The organism is Aeromonas sp. R2-3 (assembly GCF_040908375.1).
Taxonomy (GTDB): domain Bacteria; phylum Pseudomonadota; class Gammaproteobacteria; order Enterobacterales; family Aeromonadaceae; genus Aeromonas; species Aeromonas veronii.
In genome coordinates this window covers 90,036-114,019 of the sequence record NZ_JBFODP010000031.1, presented here as the reverse complement: position 1 = coordinate 114,019, position 23,984 = coordinate 90,036, and the positions used below count along the sequence as shown (strand labels likewise).

Below are 23,984 nucleotides of genomic sequence, written 5' to 3'. Positions count from 1 at the left end.
AGCATAGCTACTGGATTGAAATGGATCCTTTTGTGCTCGTGTGTGTTTCGCGGTAGTTAATGCTGGTCATGGACATACAGCACCACTTGCCTGGCTATGGGCACGCCCGGCAGGCATAACTTCAATCTGAACGCCCTTTTCGCCGCTTACACAGAGTGAAAAGATGACCTCGCTGTCAGACGTAATGGTGCCATCTGGGGTGAAGCGCAGCGCCTGTGCATCTGCAGAAATGGCCATTTCTGCAGGAAACTCTGGACTGGCAGCAATAGTTGCTTCGTTACCATTAAGCTTCAGGTCGCCATTACTATCGATAAAGGCGAGTAGCCGGTTAGTTCCACGCTGATTGGCTGGGATGCAACCTTCTACTGCAATGTTATTACTCAGTGTCACGGTAGTCAGGCAAAGCGTGACGGTCTGCTGGTTGGAGATAGCCTGTTGTCTGGCATAGTTTAAGTGGTTGAGAAGGCTTTTTTCCTGGGTCGCCAAATTATTGCTGCCAAGCAGGTTAGAGAGGGAAGGAATACCAATCCCCAACAGAATGACGCCCAGTGCAATGGCTATCATCAACTCCATCAGGGTAAATCCGGCGTTTTTCATATCTGCGAAGGCCTGTCGTTCCGTGACTATCTACAGCTTATCCTTCCCACTGGTTGCTGTCACACGGTTACGCCTGTCTTGAACTGGCAGATTGCCCCCCTTTTCTTTATCATTCCCCATCATTTTCGAATTCAAGATGCATCGCCATGGCAAAAGCCCTCTCTCTGATGCTTGCCCAGTTGAATCTGACGGTAGGCGCCATCGAAGATAACACTGACAAAGTGCTCGCTGCGGCGGCTCAGGCCGAACAGCAAGGCGCTGATCTGCTGGTCTGTTCCGAGCTGGCCCTGACCGGCTATCCACCGGAAGATCTGCTGCTGCGTGCCGATCTGATGATCCGGGTTGAGGCCGCGCTGGCTCGTGTTGCCGAATGGCAGGGCAACTGTGCCATTTTGGTGGGGCATCCCTGGCGTGAAGGGGAGGCGCTCTACAACGCGGCGTCACTCTATGAGCAGGGCAAGCTGATTGCCCGTTACTTCAAGCAGGACTTGCCCAACTACGGCGTGTTTGATGAGAAGCGCTACTTCACCGCGGCAACCGAGACCTGCGTGGTGCCGTTCCGTGGTCACCAGCTGGGGCTGCTCATCTGCGAAGACCTCTGGCAACCGGGCCCGGCGCTGGCCGCCAAGGCAGCGGGGGCCGAACTGCTGCTCACCATCAACGCCTCGCCCTATGATCAGGAGAAACCCTGGATCCGCCGCGAGCTGATGGCCGAACGCTGCGATCAGACCGGTCTGCCGCTGGTCTACCTCAATCAGGTGTGCGGTCAGGACGAGCTGATTTTCGACGGCTGCTCCAAGGTGTTCAACAGCCAGGGCGAGCTGAGCCACAAACTGGCCCCGTTTGCCGAAGAGCTGGCGCTGGTACGTTTTGCCGATGGCCAGCCGGTGAAGGAGCGGGAACCCGCTGCGCCGCTGGAGCCGTTGGCCGAGACCTATCAGGCGCTGGTGCTGGCAGTGCGCGACTACGTTACCAAGAACGGTTTCCACGGCGCTGTGCTGGGTCTCTCCGGTGGGATCGACTCGGCGCTGACGTTGGCCATCGCGGCCGATGCCATCGGGGCCGACAAGGTGCAGGCGGTGATGATGCCGTTCCGCTATACCGCCCAGATGAGTGTGGAAGATGCCAAGGAGCAGGCCGAGCGGATGGGGGTTGAGTTCAACATCATCTCCATCGAGCCAATGTTCGAAGGATTTATGACCCAGCTGGCGCCGTTGTTTGAAGGTACCGCCCGCGATACCACAGAAGAGAACCTGCAGGCCCGCTGCCGCGGTGTGTTGCTGATGGCGCTCTCCAACAAACGTCGTCGTATCGTGCTGACCACCGGCAACAAGAGCGAGATGGCGGTGGGTTATGCCACGCTGTACGGTGACATGGCGGGCGGTTTCGACGTGCTGAAAGATGTGCCCAAGACGCTGGTCTTCAAGCTGTGCGAATATCGCAACTCGGTTGACTACGTGATCCCGCAGCGGGTTATCGATCGCCCCCCTTCAGCGGAGCTGGCGCCGGATCAGGTGGATCAGGACAGTCTGCCGCCATACGACATCTTGGATGCCATCCTCAAGCGTTACGTGGAAGAGGATGCCTCGGTCGCCGACATGGTGGCAGAAGGGTTCGAGGAAGCGGTGGTGCGCAAGGTGATCCGCCTGGTGGATCTCAACGAATACAAGCGCCGTCAGGCGGCAGTCGGGCCCCGCATTACGGCTCGCAACTTTGGTAAGGATCGCCGTTACCCTATTACATCCGGGTTCGGCAAACAGAACTGGTAAGGAGTCACCATGAAGAAGATTGAAGCCATCATCAAACCGTTCAAGCTGGACGATGTGCGCGAGGCCCTGGCCGAGATCGGCATCAACGGCATGACCGTATCCGAAGTCAAAGGCTTCGGTCGCCAGAAGGGCCATACCGAGCTCTATCGCGGCGCCGAATATATGGTCGACTTCCTGCCGAAAGTGAAGGTGGAGCTGGTGGTGCAGGACGAGGATCTCGATGCCTGCCTGGAAGCGATCCAGAACACCGCCCGTACCGGCAAGATTGGTGATGGCAAGATCTTCGTCTGCGAGGTGGAGCGTGTCATTCGTATCCGTACCGGCGAAGAGAACGAAGACGCGATCTGACCTTGGCTATCTCTTTACCTGACCAGAGGCGTGAAGTGTGGCCTCATTTGATGGGGTGGATGCGCTTCGTGGTGGTCGCAAGCCTGTTGGCGGGCCTGACTGCTTGCAGTACCCGTCCACCGGCCCAGCCGGAGAATCTGTGCCAGATCTTTCGCGAGAAGCCTGAGTGGCACAAGGCCGCGCTCAAGATGAACGAGAAGTGGGGGACGCCGATCCATGTGGTGATGGCCATGATGTATCAGGAGTCCTCTTACGTACATGATGCCCAGCCGCCGATGCAGTATTTCCTCTTCATCCCAACCGGGCGGGCAAGTTCGGCTTATGGTTATGCTCAGGTCAAAGATGAAACCTGGGCTGATTACCAGCGGGAAACCGGCAACAGCTGGAGTGACCGCGATGACTTTGCCGACGCCATCGATTTTATGGGTTGGTACACTAACAAGGCCCAGCGGCTAAATGGCACCTCCAAGTGGGATGCCTATGGTCAGTACCTCAACTATCACGAAGGGTGGGGTGGCTACCGGCGTGGCAGCTATCGCAGCAAGGGGTGGTTGATGAAGACCTCTCGCAAAGTGGAAGCTCGCGCCCAGCGCTACGGCGCCCAGTACCGTCAATGCAAGGACCAGCTCTCCCGTGGGGGCTGGTTCTGGTAACCAAATCAGGAGTCAGAAATGCCGTTATTGGACAGTTTTACCGTTGACCACACCCGTATGGAAGCGCCAGCGGTGCGTGTGGCCAAGACCATGCAGACCCCGAACAAGGACACCATTACCGTGTTCGACCTGCGTTTCTGTGTGCCGAACCAGGAGATCCTCTCCGAGCGCGGTATCCATACGCTGGAGCACCTGTTCGCCGGTTTTATGCGTGATCATCTGAACGGCAATGGTGTGGAGATCATCGACATCTCCCCCATGGGTTGCCGTACCGGCTTCTACATGAGCCTGATCGGCGCGCCGGACGAAGCCCGTGTTGGTGCAGCTTGGCAGGCGGCCATGAGCGACGTGCTGACCGTGCAGGATCAGGCCAAGATCCCCGAGCTGAACGAGTATCAGTGCGGCACCTACAGCATGCACTCGCTGGAAGAGGCGCACGCCATCGCCCGTCATGTGCTGGAGCGCGGTATCGGTGTTAACCACAACGACGAGCTGGCACTGCCGGAAGAAAAACTGAAGAGCCTGTGAGGCGGATGATCTGTTGCTCATCGGATAACCTCTTCAGGGAATGTTAAAAGAGCCGGTCAGCCATGCTGACCGGCTCTTTTTTATTCCGCCCGATCGCGGTTATGGGGATGACTTGCTCCCCTTGCCGACTCTGATTAGGATGGTTTTTGACCTGAACCTGATGGAGGCGGTGTGACGATGAAGGGGATATTGCTGCGTTGGCTGGCCCGTTATGACGCGTGGTGCGAGGAGTGGGGGCTCACCCAGGAGAACCGGCGCTGCTGCACGCCGGTTCGTTATGATGATGATTCAAGCAAAGAGCGAGCTTGCGCAGAAGAGGCTGAGCTCAATCAAAATTGCGGGTCACGGCGCCGGTAACGCTGTTGTACTCGAAGCCGAGGCCGTTTAGATAATCCGAGTTGATCTGGAAGCGGTTGATTGAGTCGCGCAGGATATAGCGGCAGTTATCGTGGCGAAGCGTGCCATCAGCCTGCCCGTTTGCCTGGATGAGTCGGGAGATGTAATCACTCTTTGAATCGGTATGGAGTTCATCGACCGCCGTCAGATCGGTGTCGAGCAGGGCGCCGAACAGGCTCTCGCAGTCATCCCGGCTGTTGACGGAGATCTTATCGCTGTCGCCACCGGGAAATATGACATCAGGCCCTTGACCATTCTGATCCTCCTTGGTGCCCACCGGCCAGCCGTAGCTGTTGATGTCGAGATCCTGCTTGCCCATGCCGCTAAAGTTATAGAGTGCCAGCGGCTCCCCCTTCGCCTTCACCGCCCAGCCAGCATGAGCAAGCTGTACCGCACTGGCAAAGCTGCCTGCGGTCGCCGAGACCGTGCTTTTCAGGGCATCATCCTTGATATTGATAAAGCGGGGCAGGGCGGTGACGGCCAGGATCCCCAGCACTATGATCACCAGCACCAGTTCAATCAGGGTAAAGCCGTTGTTTTTGTTGTTCATCATGTTCAATGACCCATTAAATACCGCAAACAGGTGTGAGTGATATGCAGCTGATAGATACCCATTGCCATCTCGACTTTCCGGTATTCGACCAGGACAGGGAGGCGCTGCTGGCCCGTTGTCGGGCATTAGGGGTGACGGAGTATATCATTCCTGCCATCGCAGAGGATAACTGGACTCGTGTGATGGCACTGGCAGATCAGCATGACGGCCTCTTTTATGGTTTGGGCATTCATCCCTGGTATACCGGTGAGCAGCGTGAGGGGGTGATGGAGCGGCTGCGAACGCTGGTGATGAGCCAACCTGCCAGCCTGGTGGCCATTGGCGAGTGCGGGCTGGACCTCCGTTCACAAGTGCCGCAGGAGGGACAGCTTGCGCTGTTTGAGGCTCAGATCCGGCTGGCTGCCGATGCCGGGCTCCCCCTGATGATCCACTCGGTGCGCGCCAATGACACTGTGGCCAAGCTGTTGCGCCGCTTCAAGCCGCCACGTGGCGGGGTGATCCATGCTTTCAGCGGTTCGTTGCAGCAGGCGGAGGCCTTCTGGCAACTGGGCTTTCGACTCGGGGTGGGCGGGGTAATCAGTTTTGAGCGGGCGAACAAGACGCGAGAGGTATTTCGGGCTATGCCGCTCGAGGCTCTGGTGCTGGAAACCGATTCGCCCGATATGCCCTTACAAGGTGAGCAAGGCACCCGGAATACCCCGGAAGCGCTGCCGAAAATAGCGGAAATATTGATGACATTGCGGGATGAATCATCGGCAGATGTTGCCAAGGTGTTATTTGAAACTGCCCGGCATATTTTCCATCACGACCAATAGCCATGAAACAAATTCGCAACACCTGATTTAGTTGTCAGGAAAAAAAATGAGCGTAAAAATCGTTTGCTGTCTAATTTTGTGACACTTGGACATTTTGATAACGATAAAATGTGACCAGCATTCTATTTTATCGGACTTTAATTAGTATAATGCGCTCCCCTTGATTAGTTGGGTTTAATAACAACTCGCTAACAAGCCAGGTGCTACTAGAGGAAGATAATAATGAATTTGTTCATGGGTCTGGTAGGGATGGCGACGCTCGTCCTTATCGCGGTGCTGTTCTCCAGCAATCGCAAGGCAATCAACGTCCGTACCGTTGTCGGTGCGTTCGCAATTCAAGCCGGTCTGGGGGCGTTTGTTCTCTATGTTCCGGTTGGTCGCGATATCCTGGTCGGCGTGTCCGACGCGGTATCCAGCGTGATCAGCTACGGCCAGAACGGGATCGACTTCCTGTTTGGCGGTCTGGTCAGCAACAAGATGTTTGAAGTGTTCGGTGGCGGCGGCTTTGTCTTTGCCTTCCGTGTTCTGCCGGTCATCATCTTCTTCTCTTCCCTGATTGCAGTGCTCTATTACCTGGGCATCATGCAGATGGTCATCAAGTTGCTGGGCGGCGGCCTGCAGAAAGTACTGGGTACTTCCCGCACCGAATCCCTCTCTGCAACCGCCAACATCTTCGTCGGTCAGACCGAAGCGCCGCTGGTGGTTCGTCCTTACATCGCCAAGATGACTGACTCCGAGCTGTTCGCCGTCATGTGTGGTGGTCTGGCTTCCGTTGCCGGTTCCGTACTGGCCGGTTACGCCTCCATGGGCGTGAAGATGGAGTACCTGATTGCTGCCTCCTTCATGGCTGCACCGGGTGGTCTTCTGTTCGCCAAGCTGCTGGTTCCCGAGACCGAGACCCCGAACTATGACGAAAGCTCTGCCGATGCCGAGCTGGATGACAAGCCTGCCAACGTCATTGACGCTGCTGCTGCTGGCGCCTCTGCCGGTATGCAACTGGCCCTGAACGTCGGCGCGATGCTGCTGGCCTTCATCGGTCTGATCGCCATGATCAACGGTATCTTCTCCGGTGTGGGTGGCTGGTTCGGTTATCCGCAACTCTCTCTGGAACTGCTGTTGGGCTGGATCTTCTCCCCGCTGGCCTTCCTGATAGGTGTGCCTTGGAATGAAGCAGTGGTTGCTGGTTCCTTCATCGGTCAGAAGTTGGTAGTGAACGAGTTCGTGGCTTACCTGAACTTCGCTCCGTACCTGAAAGACGAAGTGCTGATCAACGGTGTGGCCATGTCCGATCACACCAAGGCGATCATCTCCTTCGCGCTGTGTGGTTTTGCCAACCTCTCCTCTGTTGCCATCCTGCTGGGTGGTCTGGGGTCCATGGCGCCGAACCGCCGCGGTACCATTGCACGCTTTGGTCTGAAAGCCGTACTGGCTGGCTCTCTGTCCAACCTGATGTCTGCCACTATCGCAGGCTTCTTCCTGGCACTGTCCGGCATGTAATCGCTGCCTGACTGACAGGGTATAAACACGAACGCCACGGCATCTGCCGTGGCGTTCGCGTATGGAGCGGTGACAACCGTTTTCCTATCTAAACTAATAATAAAATGAGTCAAATCGGAGGTTATATGAATGAAGTGCTACTGGCGATGGTGGCCGGCTTTATAGTTGGTTTGTTGTTTTCTTTCCTCAAATTGCCGATCCCTGCGCCTCCCGTTTTGTCCGGGGTAATGGGGATCGTTGGGGTCTATTTGGGGGGATTGGCCTACTCCTGGATCCTGACTCGTTTCTTTTCGTAAGGCTTTTTTAGACCTGGATTTGCCAGATGTGAGGTACCTCTGAAATTGGCAAATCCGGCTTGCAAACAGGGGGTATCTCGGCTGAAATAGGCGTTGCCAGCAGGGTGCTGGCAATGACTAATACTCGATGAAATCGGGTGTTGGCGGTCAAATGGAATTGATTGGGAAGTCGGGTCAGATGTTGTCGGCCTTTCTCAAGTCTTCATGGAACCAAGTCCGCACTTTTGTAAGAAAGTGACAGGGCTCTTGCCTTATTTACAGTCGCAGTGCCTGCAGGGTGTTTTGAATAGCATCCCGATAGTGCCGGTGCCTTCGCACTGTAATTCCATTCCCGTATAGCTGGGGATTACTGCCTGTGCATCCATCGCTGGATGGTATGGTGGTGCCCGGTTATCTGGATTAAATCGAGACTTTGGAGAACAGAATGACTGATCTGAAAGTGGCCGCTCAGCGCGCCCTGAACCTGATGGACCTGACCACCCTGAACGATGACGACACCGATCAGAAGGTGATCGACCTGTGCCATAAGGCCAAGTCACCGGCTGGCCTGACCGCCGCCGTCTGCATCTACCCCCGTTTTATCCCTATCGCTCGCAAGACCCTGCGTGAGATCGGCGCAGCCGACGTACGCATTGCGACCGTGACCAACTTCCCGCACGGCAACGACGACATCGAGATCGCCGTGGCCGAGACCCGTGCCGCTGTCGCCTACGGTGCTGACGAAGTGGACGTGGTGTTCCCGTATCGCGCCTTCATGGCTGGCAATGAACAGATCGGTTTTGATCTGGTCAAAGCCTGTAAAGAGGCCTGCGGTGCCAACGTGCTGCTGAAAGTGATCATCGAAACCGGCGAGCTGAAAGAAGAGGCGCTGATCCGTCGCGCTTCCGAAATCTGTATCGATGCCGGTGCCGACTTCATCAAGACCTCCACCGGCAAGGTGCCGGTCAATGCAACCCCAGAAGCGGCCCGCATCATGATGGAAGTGATCAAGGCCAAGAATCCGAAAGTCGGCTTCAAGCCTGCTGGTGGCGTGAAAGATGCCGCCGTTGCCGGTCAGTACCTGGCCATGGCCGAAGAGATCCTCGGCAACGACTGGGTATCCGCCCGAACCTTCCGCTTTGGTGCATCCAGCCTGCTGGCCAGTCTGCTGGCCACTCTGGGGCATGGCGACAAGCCAGCCAACACCAGCGGTTACTAATAGGTTGATGAGAGGGCGGACGGCTGTCCGCCCTGTTAGCCCCCACCATGCGGTGTGCGGGCAAGGATTCAGGCTTGTGTAACGCCAGCAATGGCGGAGGGAATGAAAGATGTTTTTGCCTCAAGAAATTATTCGCAAGAAGCGCAACGGTGAAGCGCTCAGTACCCAAGAAATTCAATTCTTCGTTCAGGGCATTACCAACAACACCATCGGCGAAGGGCAGATTGCCGCGCTGGCGATGGCGGTCTACTTCAAAGACATGACCATGGATGAGCGGGTTGCCCTGACCTGCGCCATGCGCGACTCCGGCATGGTATTGACTTGGGATCACCTCAATCTGGGTGGCCCGATTGTTGACAAACACTCCACCGGCGGGGTGGGGGATGTTGTCTCCCTGATGCTTGGCCCGATGGTCGCTGCCTGCGGCGGTTTCGTGCCGATGATCTCCGGCCGTGGTCTGGGCCACACCGGCGGTACCCTCGACAAGCTGGATGCCATTCCCGGCTACCAGACCTCGGTCGACAACGATCGTTTCCTGAAAGTGGTGAAAGAGGCGGGCGTGGCCATCATCGGCCAGACCGGCGATCTTGCCCCCGCTGACAAGCGTATCTATGCAGTACGTGACATTACTGCAACCGTCGAATCCATCGCCATGATCACCGGCTCCATCCTCTCCAAGAAGCTCGCCTCCGGGCTGGAAGCGCTGGTGATGGATGTGAAAGTGGGCTCCGGCGCCTTTATGCCGACCTTCGAAGCGTCTGAAGAGCTGGCCAAGAGCATTGTGGCCGTGGCCAACGGTGCCGGTTGCCGCACCTCTGCGCTCTTGACCGATATGAACCAGGTGCTGGCCTCCAGCGCCGGTAACGCGGTGGAAGTACGTGAAGCGGTGCGTTACCTGACCGGTGAATACCGCAACCCGCGGATCCACGAAGTGACCATGGCGTTGTGTGCCGAGATGCTGATCTCCGCCGGTCTTGCCAGCGACGAGCGCGATGCCCGCACCAAGCTGCAGGCGGTGCTGGATAACGGCAAGGCAGCCGAGATCTTCGGTCGCATGGTGACTGGTCTCGGTGGCCCGGCCGATTTTATGGAGCGTTATGACGCTTACCTGCCCAAGGCTGCCATCGTGCGCCCGGTCTTCGCGGCCAACAGCGGTTTCGTGACCGCCATGGATACACGCGAGCTGGGTCTGGCTGTGGTGGCGATGGGCGGTGGTCGCCGCGCTGCCGGTGACAAACTTGATTATGCGGTCGGTCTGACCGACTTTATCCGCCTGGGTCAAAGCGTTGATGCTGACAAGCCGATCGCGATGATCCACGCTCAGACTGAAGAGCAATATGCTCAGGCTGCCAGCATGGTGCAGGCGGCTGTCCGGATTGGTGGCGAGCGGCCGGAGGCACTGCCTGAAGTGTACCGCCGTATCACCCTGGCCGATTTGTAACAAGGGGAAGACCCATGAAACGTACCTTTATTCTGATGATGGACTCTTTCGGTATTGGCGCTGCTGCCGACGCCGACAAGTTCGGAGATGTGGGCGCCAACACCCTTGGCCATATCGCCAAGGCGTGTGCGGCAGGTGAAATTGAAGGCCGTGGCGCCCTCAATCTGCCCAACCTCAACAAGCTGGGCCTGGGCCACGCCTGCGAGCAGGCTTCCGGCTACTTCCCGGAAGGGCTGAAGAAAGATATCGAGGTGGTCGGTGCCTACGGCTTTGCGCAGGAGCTCTCCTCCGGCAAGGACACCCCGTCCGGTCACTGGGAGATCGCTGGTGTGCCCGTGCTGTTCGAGTGGGGCTACTTCAAGGATCACCACAACAGCTTCCCGCAGGAGCTGCTGGACGCCATCGTCGAGAAGGCTGGTCTGCCTGGCTATCTGGGCAACTGCCACGCCCCCGGTACCCAAGTGCTGGACGATCTGGGCGAAGAGCATATGCGGACCGGCAAGCCGATCCTCTACACCTCTGCCGACTCCGTATTCCAGATTGCCTGCCACGAAGAGACCTATGGCCTCGAGAAGCTCTATGAGCTGTGCCACATCGTGCGCGAGTTGCTGGAGCCCTACAATATCGGCCGCGTGATTGCGCGTCCGTTCGTGGGTACTGGCAAGGGCAACTTCAAGCGTACCGGCAACCGTCACGACTACTCAGTGCTGCCGCCGGCGCCGACCGTGCTGGATTACATGAAAGATGCGGGCGGTCAGGTGGTCTCCATCGGCAAGATTGCCGACATCTATGCCCAACAGGGCATCACCAAGCAGGTGAAAGGGACCGGTCTGACCGAGTTGTGGGATCGCACGCTGGAAGAGGTGAAAGCGGCCGGTGACAACACCATCGTCTTCACCAACTTCGTCGACTTCGACTCCTCCTACGGCCACCGCCGTGACGTTGCCGGTTATGCCGGTGCGCTGGAGTATTTCGATTCCCGCCTGCCGGAGCTGTTTGAGCTGCTGCAAGATGGCGACGTGGTGGTGCTGACTGCCGACCACGGCTGCGACCCGACCTGGGGTGGTACCGACCACACCCGCGAATACATTCCGGTGCTGTTCTTCGGCAAGCCGGTCAAGGCCGGCTCCGTTGGTCGTCGCGAGACCTTTGCCGATATCGGCCAGAGCATCGCGGCTTACCACGGTCTGCCGAAACTGGCATACGGTACCAGCTTCCTGTAATTTACCCGCCCGCCACTTCGGCGGCGGGCAATTTATAAAACAATAAAACTCAACCTGTGTGAAGGAATCAAGAGAATGGCAACTCCTCATATCAATGCGAAAGATGGCGCCTTTGCTGATACCGTGCTGATGCCGGGCGACCCCCTGCGCGCCAAGTACATCGCTGAAACTTTCCTGGAGAACGTCGAGCAGATCTGCGACGTGCGCAACATGTTCGGCTTTACCGGTACCTACAAGGGCCGTCGTATCTCCGTCATGGGTCACGGCATGGGTATCCCCTCCTGCTCCATCTACGCCAAAGAGCTGATCACCGATTACGGTGTGAAGACCCTGATCCGTGTGGGCTCCTGTGGCGCCGTGCGTGAAGACGTGAAACTGCGTGACGTGGTGATCGGTATGGGGGCTTGCACCGACTCCAAAGTAAACCGTCTGCGCTTCAAGGATCACGACTTCGCTGCCATCGCCGACTTCGACCTGGTTGCCAATGCCGTGCAGGCCGCCAAGAACAAGGGCGTTGCCGTGCGCGTCGGTAACATCTTCTCCGCCGACCTGTTCTACACTCCGGACCCCTCCATGTTCGACGTCATGGAAAAATACGGCATCCTGGGTGTCGAGATGGAAGCCGCCGGTATCTACGGCGTGGCCGCAGAGTACGGTGCCAAGGCGCTGACCATCTGCACCGTCTCCGACCATATCCGTACCGGTGAGCAGACCACCTCTGAAGAGCGTCAGCTGACCTTCAACGACATGATCGAAATCGCACTGGATTCCGTCCTGCTGGGCGACAAGTAATTCCTTCGCGAATAAGAAACGGCGGCCTTCTGGCCGCCGTTTTTGTATCTGCTCTCTGGTTGCGCCATCAGTTTTCCGGAGGTGGCGAGGGGGGCGTACTCTTTTTCTTGTGCTTGCGTACCCGCATGTAGTTACGGCGCACGCCGTAGGAGATGAGCACCCCGGCCAGCAGGGCGACCAGCAGCATCAGGCGTTGTTTCTCCTGCACCACCTTGAGCCGGGTATCCTTGTCTGCCAGCATCTGCTGCTCTTCCAGGGTTATGCGCAGGAAGCCGATGGTCTGCTCGCCATCCCGGATCTCTTGCACGAACTGGATCCGTCCTTTGCCCTGCTCCGGCAGCGACTTGTTATCGCTCCCGATGGGCAGCAGGCTTTCCAGCGGCACCGCCTGCTCAGACTGGGCGAGGGGAATGCCGCGTCCGTCGTAGAGGGTGGCATCGAGGATCTCCGGCTCGGCTGCCAGATCCCGCGCCAGCCGCTCCAGCTCGCTGCTCTTCTCCTCCTTGATCCAGCGTTTCATGTCTCGGGCGGCATAGGCGACCAGCGCCTGCGCCCGGTTGCGCGCTTCGCTGTGCAGCGAGGCCTGGCTTTCACCCTGCATATGAATAAGCACACCGAGCACCCAGCATCCGAGCAGGATACCGGCACCCAGGCTGAGAACACGTTTGATGGGAAGATGACGCTGCAAGCGTGAGACCTCATGGTAACAAGGAGTGGCGGGATCTTGGCGCTTGCCTGTACAAAAAGCAATACGCTACTCTGGGCCAGCATTGTTAACCCCCTGATCACCAAGGAAGGCGTATCCCTTATGTTGTTGTCCCGGCTCCCCCCTCTGTTATCCGATTGGCCCGCGTTGTTGTCCGGCTCACCCTGTTGGCAGCTCAGCGCAGATGCGTTGCAACCGACAGAGACTCCGCAGACGGGCGGCTGGTTGGTGCTATTTGGCAAGGGGCTGGGCGCCTCCCATCTGGCGTGTCTGTCACCTTTGTTGGCTGCACAGGGGTTGGCGGCCACCCTCTATCCTCCCACCGAGGTGGCGGGCGTGCCGTTGCTGCTGCTTGGCTGCGATCGCTTCTCTTCCGAGTTGGTGGCCGAGCTCAAGAGCGGTGAGTGGGAGATCGATCTCTGCCATCTGCCCGCGCTACCGACCCTGAACGAGCCCGGCCTGCTGGTGATGGACATGGACTCCACCGCGATCCGCATCGAGTGCATCGACGAGATTGCCCGGCTTGCCGGGGTTGGCGAGCAGGTAGCGGCAGTGACGGCCGCGGCGATGCAGGGCAAGCTGGAGTTTGCCGACAGTCTGCGTAATCGGGTCGCGCTGCTTGAGGGGGCGCCGGTCGCCATGCTCGACGAGGTGGCGGCATGGATGCCCTGGATGCCGGGCTTGCAGCTGATGGTCGATACCCTCAAAGGGGCGGGTTGGAAGGTGGCCATCGCCTCCGGTGGTTTTACCCGTTTTGCTGGCCAGTTGCAGCGCGAGCTGGGGCTCGATGCCATCTTCGCCAACGAGCTGGCGGTGGAGGGGGGCCAGCTGACCGGCAAGGTGAGTGGGCGCATCGTCGATGCCAGCGTCAAGGCCGAGGTGTTGCAGCAGCTTGCTCAGGAGTACGGCATTGCTGCCGACCAGACTGTGGCCATCGGCGATGGTGCCAACGATCTCAAAATGATGGGGGTCGCGGGTCTTGGCATCGCCATTCACGCCAAGCCGCTGGTGCGGGCGCAGGCGGCGGCCACCCTCAATCATCACGATCTGGAGGGGGTGATCTGCCTGCTGGCGGCGCGGGCCTGTAGCGAGCAACGCTGGGACAAGCGCTGACAGTGTTTCAAGGAGGAAACCAATAAAAATGGAATTGTTGCAGCAGTCTCTGTTTATCCCCTGTGGTGGCCATCAATTGCATGTGCGCCACATCAAACCCCGGGTCGCCGTGCATGGCGAGCCGATCCTGATGGTGCATGGCGCCATCGAGAATGGGCGGATCTTCTATACCGAATCGGGCAAGGGGCTGGCCTGCTTTCTGGCCCGTAACGGCTATCAGGTCTATGTGGCTGATTTGCGGGGGCGGGGGCTCAGCACTCCTGCCATCGCCGAGCAGGCAGAGCACGGTCAGCATGAGCTGATCACCGAGGATCTGCCCGCCCTGCAGCGCTGGATTGCCGAGCGCCATCATGGCTTCAAGGTGCATTGGGTGGCCCACTCCTGGGGCGGTGTCATCATGGCCTCGACCCTGGTGCGATTCCCCGAGCTGGCGGATCAGGTGGCCAGCCTGCTGTTTTTTGGCACCAAGCGCGGTGTGTCGGTGCACAATCCCGAGCGCTGGCTGAAGGTGGATCTGATCTGGAATCGGCTGGCCCCCTGGCTGGCTCGCCGCCGTGGTTTTCTGGCGGCTCGTACTCTGAAGATCGGTGCTGACGACGAGCCGCTGCGCTATCTGCAGGAGACCATCCCCTGGGTCAAGTGCGGCCCCTGGCAGGATCCTCACGACGGTTTTGCCTATGACGAGGCGGCGGCACGGGTCAACTGGCCACCGCTCTGGATGATTTCGGCCAAAGCGGACAAGGTGCTGGGTCACCCGACCGATGTGCGCCGCTTCAGCGACGAGATGGGTTCGGCCACACGTCACACCCGATTGGGGCGGGACAACGGCAACCGCCTCGATTATGACCACATCAATATGCTGACCGCCCCGCAGGCCCAGGAGGATCACTTTCCCCAGATCCTCGACTGGTTGCTTAACCCGCAGGCGGTATGACAAAAAACAGGGCGCCTCGAGCGCCCTGTTTCATTTTTGTCTGTTTCCGGATCATCAGTTCAGCGGCGGCGTGATGCCAAAGCGGAACAGGGTGGCCTGGGTGGTATCGGTCAGTTCGCCCACCCCCACCACGCTCCACAGCTCCTCTTCCAGCTTGCGCGCCTTGTGGATGGCGAACTTGGCGATGTAGTCCAGCTCGTTGGCGATGAAGTTGGTGTCGGGCCGTCCGGTACGGGAGATGCCGACCAGCACCGAGTAGAACTCCCCCTGTTGCTGCGCCAGCTCGATGAACTGACGCTTCTCTTTGAGGTTGGCAAAGCTGCTGGCCAGCCGGCTGCTGAAGATGGGCAGGCCGGCCTTGGTCTGGATGCTGGCGATATAGACCTCGTCTTCTCTCGGTTTGTCCTCCCGCTCGATGGCGCGCAGCGGGTTCATCAACAGCTCCTTGAGCAGCTCCCCCTGAAACAGCGGATAGAGGTTCTCCTGCTCCGGCAGCTCGGCACAGGCTTGCAGCAGCCGCTGCAGACTGCGCGGTTGTAGAGACTTGCCGATGGAGGCAGGTTTGGGTGCGCCTTTCAGCTTGTTGACGTAGACCGGCGAGTTGAACAAGTGGTGGGTGTAGATGTTGCGCAGTGCCCGCGCCAGCCCACGATAGCGGCGCTGCTCCTGCGCCGCCTTGAGCTTGTTCTGGTTGCTCTCGATCAGCAGACTGAAGAACTGGCGGCCGGTATGGCGATCCGAATCCCCTTCGATGCAGAGGTGCAGCACGGTGCGGGTCATGTTGAGGCTGACCAGCCGGTAGGAGAGGCGCTGCAGATCCATGCTCTTGGAGAGCTCCTGCAAGCGGGGCAGGGCGATGGTCACCACATCGTTTTTCTCGCCGATAAAGGCATCTTCCAGCTCGATTTGCAGGCCGTGAGTCGAGATGTCGCGGGTCCAGCCGATCCAGGATTTGCCGTTGTGATGGATGGCGACCGCGGTCTTGTGGATGTAGCGCGACTCCTTGCGCAACTGAACATAGTGCAGGGTCTCGATCTCGAACGGGGCAACCCCCTGCTCGTGACCAAAGCGTTGCAGCTCGTTGGCGTTGTTGCTGACCCCTTCCTGATGGAACTCTTCCCGCTGGGATTCCAGCCCGATCTCCTGCAGCAGGCCGCAATAGCCGATCTGTTTGAGCCGCTCGAGCAGCAGGATATCTTGCAACTGCGGGTTGTCCTGCCCCTGCAGTTGCCCCACATCCGCCTCGACGAGATCGCATGCCTCCAGCGTGAACTTGTAGACACGCCAGCTGGGCCGGCGTGAGCCCACCTGGAAGAAGAGGGCGGTGAGGCCACTCTGACGCAGCTCCTCGGCGGTGGCGGAGAAGAAGTAGATGTGGCTGCGCACCGTGTGGGTAAAGCAGTAGATGATAGTCTCGGTGGTGGTGCCGGGGGCTGGGCAAAGCCGTTTCATCCGCTCTGCGCTGAAAAGCCCCGCGAGGGCATCGCGGTTTTTCTCATCGCGCCAATACTCCAGCAGGTGCTGGTTGTTTTCCGTACGCAGGGCGATCTCGAGGTTGGGGCTGTCGCCGGTGCCGAAGAAGAGCGGCATGCCGGTCATCCGCGGCAGGTAGAACTGCTCATACCCTTTGATTATGGCGGCGGAGAGCAGATAGTCGACGCTGACCCGATAGCGGATCTTGTTGGCATCGATAAAGTCGCTGAGGAAGGCATCGAAGGCTGGCTGTTCGCCGGAGCGCACCAGCCGCAGCCAGTATTTTCCCTCTTTGCTCTCTTCGCCGAGGATCTGATAGCCGACCGGCTGGTGCAGCACCGGATTGGGGGTATCCCGCTCCAGTCCGGTAAAGAAGACCTCCACCTGGGCGCCGGTGTGATAGTTCGGCAGATAGGGAACCGAGACCCGCATGCCACCCAGCGAGAGATCGGAACTCTTGGCGAACAGCTTCTCCCCGTCCTGAAACTTGATCAGCACCGGCGAGCTGAAGTGCATCCGCTCCTGGCGGCGGCCATAGTAGCTGGCAAAGGCGATGGTGTTTACATCATATTGCCGGAAGGGGCTGGCCGGCGGCGACAGCTGACCATCCACGCGGGCGTTGTGGTGCTGTTTTTGCCACTGTTGCAACGCCTCGTAGACACCGAGGGTATAAATATCGCGGTAGAGATAGCACTGGGACTGGAACAGGGCTATCGCATCGGCGGGCATGAAGTGAGTGATGCCGTCAAACTCATGCACCAGGCACTCATCCTCCAGCTCATCGCGCATGTCGATGACCCTGCGGCAGGGGGAGCACTTGCGCTTGAGCTCCATCTTGATCAGAAAACGGCTGTTGCTGTTTTCCTCTTGTGTCATGCGGTTGAAGATCTCCTCGAAATCTTTCTCCCGCAGCAAGGGGACGAGTTGTTCAATCAGATGTTGCTGGTGTTCTGAATCCATTTGTTCCTGCCACGGAAAGTCACTTTTCCGATTCTGGGTTTGATCTGTCGGTCGCAAACAAGTATATCAAGCAGGAATTCATCCTGTCCCCGAGTTATCAATGGCCAAAAATAAAACTGCTTATGTTTGTTCCGAATGTGGTGCCGACTTCACACGCTGGCAAGGTCAATGCAGCGAGTGCAAGGAGTGGAATACCATCACCGAGGTGCGCCTCGGCTCGGTGAGCCCCGCTGGCAAGAGTGCCCGTTACACCGGTTATGCCGGCGCGGTCGGCAGTCAGGTACAGACACTGGCAGAGATCGCCACCACCGAAATTCCCCGTTTTACCTCAGGTTTCAAGGAGCTGGATCGGGTGCTTGGTGGCGGTGTGGTGCCAGGCTCGGCCATTCTGATTGGCGGCAACCCGGGGGCGGGCAAGTCGACCTTGCTGCTGCAGACCATGTGTGGTCTCGCAGAGCGGATGAAAACCCTCTATGTCACCGGCGAGGAGTCGCTGCAGCAGGTGGCGATGCGGGCCAACCGCCTTGGGCTGCCCACCGACAAGCTGCGGATGCTCTCCGAGACCAGCGTCGAGCAGATCTGCCTGATTGCCCAGCAGGAGCAGCCGCAGATCATGGTGATTGACTCCATTCAGGTGATGCATGTGGCGGATGTGCAATCGTCCCCCGGTTCTGTCTCTCAGGTGCGTGAAGCGGCGGCGCTGCTGACCCGCTACGCCAAACAGAATCATGTAGCCATCTTTATGGTGGGTCATGTGACCAAGGATGGCAGTCTGGCGGGTCCCAAGGTGCTGGAGCACTGCATCGACTGCTCTGTGCTGCTCGATGGCGGTCATGACTCCCGTTTTCGGACTCTGCGCTCTCACAAGAACCGCTTCGGTGCGGTCAACGAGCTGGGGGTCTTTGCCATGACCGAACAGGGAATGCGCGAGGTGAGCAACCCCTCCGCCATCTTCCTCAGCCGAGGGCAGGAGCAGGCGCCCGGTTCCATCGTCATGGTGATCTGGGAGGGCACCCGACCGCTGCTGGTGGAGTTGCAGGCGCTGGTGGACTACTCCCAGCTCTCCAACCCGCGCAGGGTGGCGGTGGGGATGGATCACAACAGGCTCGCCATGTTGCTGGCGGTGCTGCACCGTCACGGCGGGTTGCAGATGGCGGATCAGGATGTCTTCATCAACGTGGTCGGCGGGGTCAAGGTCGAGGAGACCAGCGCGGATCTGGCGCTGCTGCTGGCGATGGTCTCCAGTTTCCGGGATCAGGCGCTGCCCAAGGATCTGGTGGTGTTCGGCGAAGTGGGTCTTTCTGGTGAAATTCGCCCTGTGCCGTCCGGCCAGGAGCGGTTGCAGGAGGCGGCCAAGCACGGTTTCCGCCGTGCTATTGTGCCGCACGCCAATGCCCCCAAGCATCCCATCGAAGGGATGGAAGTGGTGCCGGTCAAGAAGCTGTCCGAGGCACTCGAGGCGCTGTAATCGTCCCGCATTGCAATCGAGAGAGCAGAACAACAAAAAAGAGCGCCCCTGTGCTCTTTTTTACGGGGCGTAACCTGCCATCAGGGCTGGCTATGTTCCAGATGCTCGCTCAGCAGTTGTTCCAGTTCGCGGTGGAGCAGCTCTTCGTCGCCGACGTTAAGCTCGATCATCCGCTTGAGATGGGTGGCACTGTCGATATCGATGTGGTGGCAGTAGAAACCCAGCTTCTTGCTGGCTTCGTGGGTCAGCTCGACCTGCATTTTGATCTCGATATCGCTACCGCTCAGGATAAAGCTGAGCTGGTACTCCTTGTTGTCACGACTCTCCCAGTCGTCGGGGCGGATCAGCAGGGCTCCCTGCAAGGAGACGTCGACAAGCTGGGTCTGCCACTTCTGTTCCCCCTGGGTGAGTTCTGCCATGGTCAAGTAGAGGATCCGTGCAAAACGGCGGCGCTCAGACATGCTCATCTCCTGTATGCAATAAGTGTGGACGCTAGGGTCATTGCTCTGAGTGTAATCCACCTTGGTTGCCAGTATCTTGAACTTGCTCCGAAAATGGCATTCAGGCTTGCTGGGTACTCAAGGATTCCACTACATGAAGCGCCTTGACCAGGCGGTCTTCCTGTTTGAACCGCTCTTCCAGAACCGGACCCAACTCGTTGAGATCATCATCCAGTAGCAGCAATTGGGCCTCGTCGGCATCACTGTATTTGTCGTTGAACTCGAGGGCGAATTCAGTGCTGTTACGAATATGGGGATAGATGCGCTTGGCCAGCTCTAGTGTTTCGCCGCTGGCTTGCTCGAAGGCGGTGACGACGTGGTGGTAGATCTCGAAATGGCCTGCACTGACATAGTCGACCAGGCGGTCGCAAAACTGATGCAGCTCTTCTGTTTTGGGCAGGCTGCGTTGCTTGGTCCGCGCCGGAGTGAGGCCTGCCAGCTGCATGTATCCAACCAGCAACGCTTGCCTTGCATCCAGCCAGTCGTCGATAGCCTTATGCTTGCCTGCCAGCGCCTGCTTGGTCTGTTCCAGTTTCGTCAACATAATCCCTATCCCTCCGTGGGGCAAAGGCTGGCCGATTGTTCGGTATTCCGAGCCGTTTGAGCAGTGACACAACCTATAACTAGGGAAAATCTGGGCAAGCGTCAATAGCCATGGGGGGATAATGTTAAGTGGCGAAGAAATAGTCAGTGGATTGTGTCTGCGTGCTAGCAGGTTTCAGGCCTGCTCACGGTTTTTCGCGTGTGGAATGTGACTATTTCCGCAGATCTTGATGAAAACCCCAGCGTTTGACGCGTTCGGCTCGATAAAGGCTTTGCCTGTGCGTTTTTTTTTGCATAGAGTGACCCAGCGCTAAATGCCCGATCATAAAGGAAATGTTATGAACAAAGCTCAACTTGTCGATGCGATTGCCGCCAAAGCAGATCTGAGCAAAGCTCAGGCCAAAGTGGCTCTGGAAGAGATCATCAATGGTATTACCCAGAGCTTGAAAGAAGGCGATGCTGTGCAACTGGTCGGTTTTGGCACCTTCAAGGTCACCCACCGCGCAGGCCGCACCGGTCGTAACCCGCAAACTGGTAAAGAGATCCAGATTGCTGCTGCCAACGTGCCTTCATTCGTGGCTGGCAAGGCTCTGAAAGACGCCGTCAAGTAAGTCCGAAAGTCTGTTTTGTCCAATGCCAGTCAGCTCGCTGACTGGCATTGTTTTTATGGGATTCTCCCATCCTTCCTATTAGTCCTTCCTGACTTTTCCTTCTGTCAGCCTCGTTGCGGCTGAGGCCTTATGCCGTCTGGGGGCCGGATGGCAGCGGCCAGATCCGCTCATAGGTCCAGGTAAAGACCATGATGTAGACGAGATAGAAGGCGACGAAGCCGAGATCCAGCATCAGGGCGTCCCACACTCCCAAATCGAGCCAGAACATGACGCAAGGGAGGGAGAGCATCATAAAGCTCGCCTCATAGCCAAACGCATGCAGGAAGCGGTCCAGTGGTCGCTTGTTGGTGCGCCCGCAAAGTTTGAGCAACCCCTTGTCGAACAACAGGTTCCAGCCATAGGTCCAGGCGGTGGCGACGATGGAGAAGAAGATGGCCAGTGAACCGACCTCGGCGACGCCCTGACCGAACAGCTGGCTGATCAGCGGTGCGACCAGTGCCAGCCCTATGCCTTCGTAGAGAACCAGATAACGAAGTCGATCAGGGGTAGTGCGTAGTTGGGTACTGCTCATGGGTGATGTGCCTCCTGTGGGAGGCGCATTCTAATCAGGGAGTGGTTAAAAGATAAGCATCGGCCCGTCATGACTGGCGTTGAGGGGCATGATGATGCCCCCTCTTTGCGATACTTCTCTATTGCCTACTTGGGCGTAAGCCCTGAGTGGTCAAGTCTGCGACTCAGGCGCCGGTTGGCGTGACCCGGGTCAGCATGGCAAAGCCCTCTTCCACTTGAGTGAGCTCTACCTTGACCTCTCCCAACTCGGCGAGCGAGGCAACATGGGTGCCACCACAGGGAATGGTCACCTCCTGGCCTTCCAGCATGCAGTGCCAGTAACGGGAATCGATGATTGCCTCGCCAGCGCGGCTGCGGCGGATCTCGCTCCCGGTTGCGATCCAGTCGGCCAGCTGCTGGTTTACCTTCTCTTCAATCAGCGCCAGATCTGCCAGCAGTGCCTCGCTGTTGACCCCCTTCTTGCGCAGGCTCTTGCCGATGCGGTACTGCTCCCGTGATCCGCAAGGCTCGACCCGCGAGCTTTGAATAGCAAGACGATCGAAGTCGGGCTGGCCCAGTGCATCGCGCTCGCTTACCTCCTTGCGCCAGTAGGGGATGAGTACCCGGTTGAGGACCATCGCGGCCAGATGGCAGCCGCTATGGCCCAGACTCAGGGCGTGGCGGGCAGCGCTATCTACTTGCAATTCGACCTGGCTGCCAACGGCCAGCGCGTGGTCACCGGTCATTGGATGGACCACCACGAAACTCCACCCCTCTGCGCCCCGTTTTACCGGAATGGCAGTATCGACGAACAGCTCGCCATCCGGGCTGATGGCCCCCATCCGGCAAGGGTCAATGGTGGCTTCGCCCCCTTCCCAGCGAGCATGGCCCACGTCCCCCGGCTGATCGGGCCAGAGGTGGCTCTGGGGATGAAAGGGGGTGAGGTCGGTGACCAGCAGTGTGGTATCACCGTGCTGGCAGCAGACCACGCTGGCCTGCTCCTGATGATGGCCCAGTACGAAGCTGGCTCGGGTGTGTTCCATGGCAAGGCTCCCGCAACGATAAATGAGAAGAGAAAGCGGCAGCATACGCCAAAGTGCGAAGAGGCTCATTAACCAGAGTTAATGAGCCTCTCTTCTCGGTTTTACGGTTCGCTAGATCATGGCGACCAGCAGATAGGCGTTGAGGCCAATCACCAGCGCAACGATAAGGCGGCCGATGGCTTGTGTGACCGGATGGTTGCGATGTTGTCCCATCAGCGCCCGATCGCCGGTCAGCATCAACAGCGGGATCAGGGCCAGCGCTATGCCAAAGCTCAGGATCACCTGACTCAACACCAGAATTTCGGTGGTGTTGAGTCCCATGGCGATCACCACGAAGGCGGGAGCCATGGTGATGGCGCGACGCAGCCAGAGCGGGATGGTAAAGCGGACAAAGCCCTGCATCACCACTTGCCCGGCCAGGGTGCCCACCACGGTAGAGCTGATACCGGAGGCGACCAGCGAGAGGCCAAACAGGGTGGCAGCAGCCTGACCCAGCAGTGGAGTGAGGGTCTGATAGGCGGATTCCAGCTCCGCCACCTGCTGGTGGCCCGAGCTGTGGAACGCAGCGGCCGCCATCGCCATCATCGCCAGATTGACGAAGCCGGCGATAGTCATGGCAATCGCCACATCGACCCGGGTGGTGTGCAGCCGCTGGCTGACCGAGCCCTGATCCTGCGTGTGCTGGGTCAGTGCCGAGTGCAGATAGATAACGTGGGGCATCACGGTGGCACCGAGCACACCGGCGGCCAGATAGACGGCATCGCTATTGGGCAGACCGGGGAAGAGGGCGCCCTCCAGCAGGCTGGGCAGATGGGGGCGGGAGAAGATCAGCTCGACGATGTAGGCCGCCGCGACAAACAACAGCAGGCCGCCGACCACGAACTCCAGCGGTTTCTGGCCACGGGATTGCAACATCAGGATCCCCCAGGTCACTACGGCGGTGATACAGGCTCCCTCCAGCAGGGTGACGCCAAGCAACAGCTTGAAGCCGACAGCGGCGCCGATAAATTCGGCGAGATCGGTGGCCATGGCGATGATCTCTGCCTGCACCCAGTAGGCCCAGACCGCCGGTTTCGGCAGTCGGTCGCGGATGTGCTCCGCCAGATTCTTGCCGGTGACGATACCGAGTTTGGCCGAGAGGGTTTGCACCACCATGGCCATCAGGTTGGCCCATACCACTACCCAGAGCAACTGGTAACCAAAGGTAGAGCCCGCCTGAATATTGGTGGCGAAGTTGCCCGGGTCGATATAGCCGATGGCGGCGATAAAGGCAGGCCCGAGCAGGGTCAGTTTGAATTTGCGGGCTGGAATCGTAGTCGTCAGTGCGGGTTGCATGGCATCACCCTCCATAAGGATATGGAGAGAGAATAGATCTAAGTGATAATCATTATCAATTGTTGTTTCTGATGATTTCCATCGGGAAAAACATTTAAGGCGGTCAGTTGCAGTGAGGGATGTGATTTCGTACAATACGCCGCCCTAGAAAAGCAGCGACTAAACACCTTTATGTTCCTTGCCTCCGAGGTCTGGCTGCACCTGGGCGGAGGCTGAATTAATCCGTAAGGAGCTAAAATGCGTCATTACGAAATCGTCTTCATGGTTCATCCGGACCAGAGCGAGCAAGTTCCCGGCATGATCGAGCGTTACACCGGCGCCATCACCACCTCCGGTGGTACCATTCATCGCCTGGAAGATTGGGGCCGTCGTCAGCTGGCTTACCCGATCGACAAACTGCACAAAGCCCACTACGTTCTGATGAACGTAGAAGCAGAGCAAGCCGTTATCGATGAGCTGGAAACCAACTTCCGCTTCAACGATGCCGTTATCCGCAACATGATCATGCGCACCAAGCACGCCGTGACTGAAGTTTCTCCGATGGCCAAGGCCAAAGAAGAGCGCTTCACCCGTCGTGACGACGAGCGCCGCGAAGAAGCTACTGAAGCTGCTTCCGAAGAGTAATTCTGGATCACTGACTAGA

General features: G+C 58.4%; 26 protein-coding genes. 17 read left to right on the top strand and 9 right to left on the bottom strand.

Annotated elements, in window-relative coordinates:
* Positions 1–66: 66 nt before the first annotated feature.
* Complete coding sequence (locus tag AB5Z02_RS16810; RefSeq protein WP_179903958.1) at positions 67–597, bottom strand: GspH/FimT family pseudopilin; 531 nt, start codon at positions 595–597, stop codon at positions 67–69.
* A 146-nt stretch (positions 598–743) separates the two neighbouring features.
* On the opposite strand from AB5Z02_RS16810, the gene AB5Z02_RS16805 reads away from it, so the two are divergent.
* The 5 genes from AB5Z02_RS16805 (at position 744) to AB5Z02_RS16785 (ending at position 4,252) form a co-directional block, all read left to right on the top strand.
* Positions 744–2,366, top strand: coding sequence for an NAD+ synthase (locus AB5Z02_RS16805; protein WP_139494921.1), 1,623 nt, complete (start codon positions 744–746; stop codon positions 2,364–2,366).
* Positions 2,367–2,375: 9 nt separating this feature from the next.
* Positions 2,376–2,714, top strand: coding sequence for a nitrogen regulatory protein P-II (gene glnB / locus AB5Z02_RS16800; protein ID WP_005308848.1), 339 nt, complete (start codon positions 2,376–2,378; stop codon positions 2,712–2,714).
* 59 nt (positions 2,715–2,773) lie between these two features.
* Positions 2,774–3,367 (top strand): hypothetical protein, encoded by a 594-nt coding sequence (locus AB5Z02_RS16795; protein ID WP_013724120.1) that lies wholly within the window; start codon positions 2,774–2,776, stop codon positions 3,365–3,367.
* 18 nt (positions 3,368–3,385) lie between these two features.
* Positions 3,386–3,895, top strand: coding sequence for an S-ribosylhomocysteine lyase (gene luxS, locus AB5Z02_RS16790; protein ID WP_005340462.1), 510 nt, complete (start codon positions 3,386–3,388; stop codon positions 3,893–3,895).
* A 177-nt stretch (positions 3,896–4,072) separates the two neighbouring features.
* Positions 4,073–4,252, top strand: coding sequence for a DUF5363 family protein (locus AB5Z02_RS16785; protein WP_081250401.1), 180 nt, complete (start codon positions 4,073–4,075; stop codon positions 4,250–4,252).
* On the opposite strand, the gene tppF is transcribed toward AB5Z02_RS16785, so the two are convergent.
* Complete coding sequence (gene tppF / locus AB5Z02_RS16780; RefSeq protein WP_272936820.1) at positions 4,221–4,844, bottom strand: type IVa pilus pseudopilin TppF; 624 nt, start codon at positions 4,842–4,844, stop codon at positions 4,221–4,223. The two genes, AB5Z02_RS16785 and tppF, sit on opposite strands and share 32 nt — an antisense overlap.
* A 41-nt stretch (positions 4,845–4,885) precedes the next feature.
* Here tppF and AB5Z02_RS16775 point away from each other — a divergent pair, with 41 nt between their 5' ends.
* The 7 genes from AB5Z02_RS16775 (at position 4,886) to deoD (ending at position 12,106) form a co-directional block, all read left to right on the top strand.
* On the top strand, positions 4,886–5,659 hold the full coding sequence (locus AB5Z02_RS16775; protein ID WP_064338798.1) for a TatD family hydrolase: 774 nt from the start codon (positions 4,886–4,888) through the stop codon (positions 5,657–5,659).
* A gap of 222 nt (positions 5,660–5,881) precedes the next feature.
* Positions 5,882–7,156: a NupC/NupG family nucleoside CNT transporter gene (locus tag AB5Z02_RS16770; RefSeq protein ID WP_005340466.1), complete on the top strand. Its 1,275-nt coding sequence runs from the start codon at positions 5,882–5,884 to the stop codon at positions 7,154–7,156.
* 125 nt (positions 7,157–7,281) lie between these two features.
* A complete protein-coding gene (locus AB5Z02_RS16765) occupies positions 7,282–7,452 on the top strand; it encodes a XapX domain-containing protein (RefSeq protein WP_005340467.1) in 171 nt (56 codons plus the stop codon).
* A gap of 424 nt (positions 7,453–7,876) precedes the next feature.
* Complete coding sequence (deoC, locus tag AB5Z02_RS16760) at positions 7,877–8,650, top strand: deoxyribose-phosphate aldolase (protein ID WP_005340468.1); 774 nt, start codon at positions 7,877–7,879, stop codon at positions 8,648–8,650.
* Positions 8,651–8,759: 109 nt separating this feature from the next.
* Positions 8,760–10,091 carry a thymidine phosphorylase gene (deoA, locus tag AB5Z02_RS16755; protein ID WP_005358033.1) on the top strand — a complete coding sequence of 444 codons (1,332 nt, stop codon included), beginning with the start codon at positions 8,760–8,762 and terminating at the stop codon, positions 10,089–10,091.
* Positions 10,092–10,105: 14 nt separating this feature from the next.
* Entirely contained in the window at positions 10,106–11,314 is a 1,209-nt protein-coding gene (locus AB5Z02_RS16750) for a phosphopentomutase (protein ID WP_368216507.1), read from the top strand.
* Positions 11,315–11,389: 75 nt separating this feature from the next.
* Positions 11,390–12,106, top strand: a complete 717-nt coding sequence (gene deoD, locus AB5Z02_RS16745) for a purine-nucleoside phosphorylase (RefSeq protein WP_005340471.1) — start codon at positions 11,390–11,392, stop codon at positions 12,104–12,106.
* Positions 12,107–12,173: 67 nt separating this feature from the next.
* Here deoD and AB5Z02_RS16740 read toward each other — a convergent pair whose 3' ends face one another.
* Positions 12,174–12,794, bottom strand: coding sequence for an AhpA/YtjB family protein (locus AB5Z02_RS16740; protein WP_005340472.1), 621 nt, complete (start codon positions 12,792–12,794; stop codon positions 12,174–12,176).
* A gap of 120 nt (positions 12,795–12,914) precedes the next feature.
* Here AB5Z02_RS16740 and serB point away from each other — a divergent pair, with 120 nt between their 5' ends.
* Both serB and AB5Z02_RS16730 read left to right on the top strand, forming a co-directional pair.
* Positions 12,915–13,925: a phosphoserine phosphatase SerB gene (gene serB / locus AB5Z02_RS16735; RefSeq protein ID WP_368216506.1), complete on the top strand. Its 1,011-nt coding sequence runs from the start codon at positions 12,915–12,917 to the stop codon at positions 13,923–13,925.
* 28 nt (positions 13,926–13,953) lie between these two features.
* Complete coding sequence (locus tag AB5Z02_RS16730) at positions 13,954–14,859, top strand: alpha/beta fold hydrolase (protein ID WP_368216505.1); 906 nt, start codon at positions 13,954–13,956, stop codon at positions 14,857–14,859.
* Positions 14,860–14,913: 54 nt separating this feature from the next.
* Here the strand turns inward: AB5Z02_RS16730 and AB5Z02_RS16725 are convergent, their stop codons facing one another.
* Positions 14,914–17,292, bottom strand: coding sequence for a PilZ domain-containing protein (locus AB5Z02_RS16725; RefSeq protein ID WP_088870151.1), 2,379 nt, complete (start codon positions 17,290–17,292; stop codon positions 14,914–14,916).
* Between the two features lie 100 nt (positions 17,293–17,392).
* On the opposite strand from AB5Z02_RS16725, the gene radA reads away from it, so the two are divergent.
* On the top strand, positions 17,393–18,760 hold the full coding sequence (radA, locus tag AB5Z02_RS16720; RefSeq protein WP_005340481.1) for a DNA repair protein RadA: 1,368 nt from the start codon (positions 17,393–17,395) through the stop codon (positions 18,758–18,760).
* Positions 18,761–18,840: 80 nt separating this feature from the next.
* On the opposite strand, the gene AB5Z02_RS16715 is transcribed toward radA, so the two are convergent.
* Positions 18,841–19,221, bottom strand: coding sequence for a PilZ domain-containing protein (locus tag AB5Z02_RS16715; protein ID WP_005340482.1), 381 nt, complete (start codon positions 19,219–19,221; stop codon positions 18,841–18,843).
* Between the two features lie 100 nt (positions 19,222–19,321).
* Positions 19,322–19,804 (bottom strand): Rsd/AlgQ family anti-sigma factor, encoded by a 483-nt coding sequence (locus tag AB5Z02_RS16710; RefSeq protein WP_005348975.1) that lies wholly within the window; start codon positions 19,802–19,804, stop codon positions 19,322–19,324.
* Between the two features lie 337 nt (positions 19,805–20,141).
* Here AB5Z02_RS16710 and hupA point away from each other — a divergent pair, with 337 nt between their 5' ends.
* Positions 20,142–20,414, top strand: a complete 273-nt coding sequence (gene hupA, locus AB5Z02_RS16705; protein ID WP_005340484.1) for a nucleoid-associated protein HU-alpha — start codon at positions 20,142–20,144, stop codon at positions 20,412–20,414.
* Between the two features lie 127 nt (positions 20,415–20,541).
* On the opposite strand, the gene AB5Z02_RS16700 is transcribed toward hupA, so the two are convergent.
* The 3 genes from AB5Z02_RS16700 to AB5Z02_RS16690 form a co-directional block, all read right to left on the bottom strand.
* Positions 20,542–20,985, bottom strand: coding sequence for a PACE efflux transporter (locus AB5Z02_RS16700; RefSeq protein ID WP_368216504.1), 444 nt, complete (start codon positions 20,983–20,985; stop codon positions 20,542–20,544).
* Between the two features lie 163 nt (positions 20,986–21,148).
* Positions 21,149–22,006, bottom strand: a complete 858-nt coding sequence (locus tag AB5Z02_RS16695) for a hypothetical protein (protein WP_368216503.1) — start codon at positions 22,004–22,006, stop codon at positions 21,149–21,151.
* Positions 22,007–22,117: 111 nt separating this feature from the next.
* Positions 22,118–23,341, bottom strand: a complete 1,224-nt coding sequence (locus AB5Z02_RS16690; protein ID WP_162511762.1) for an Nramp family divalent metal transporter — start codon at positions 23,339–23,341, stop codon at positions 22,118–22,120.
* Positions 23,342–23,578: 237 nt separating this feature from the next.
* Between AB5Z02_RS16690 and rpsF the strand changes: the two genes are divergently transcribed.
* A complete protein-coding gene (gene rpsF, locus AB5Z02_RS16685; RefSeq protein ID WP_005308887.1) occupies positions 23,579–23,965 on the top strand; it encodes a 30S ribosomal protein S6 in 387 nt (128 codons plus the stop codon).
* Positions 23,966–23,984: the final 19 nt, after the last annotated feature.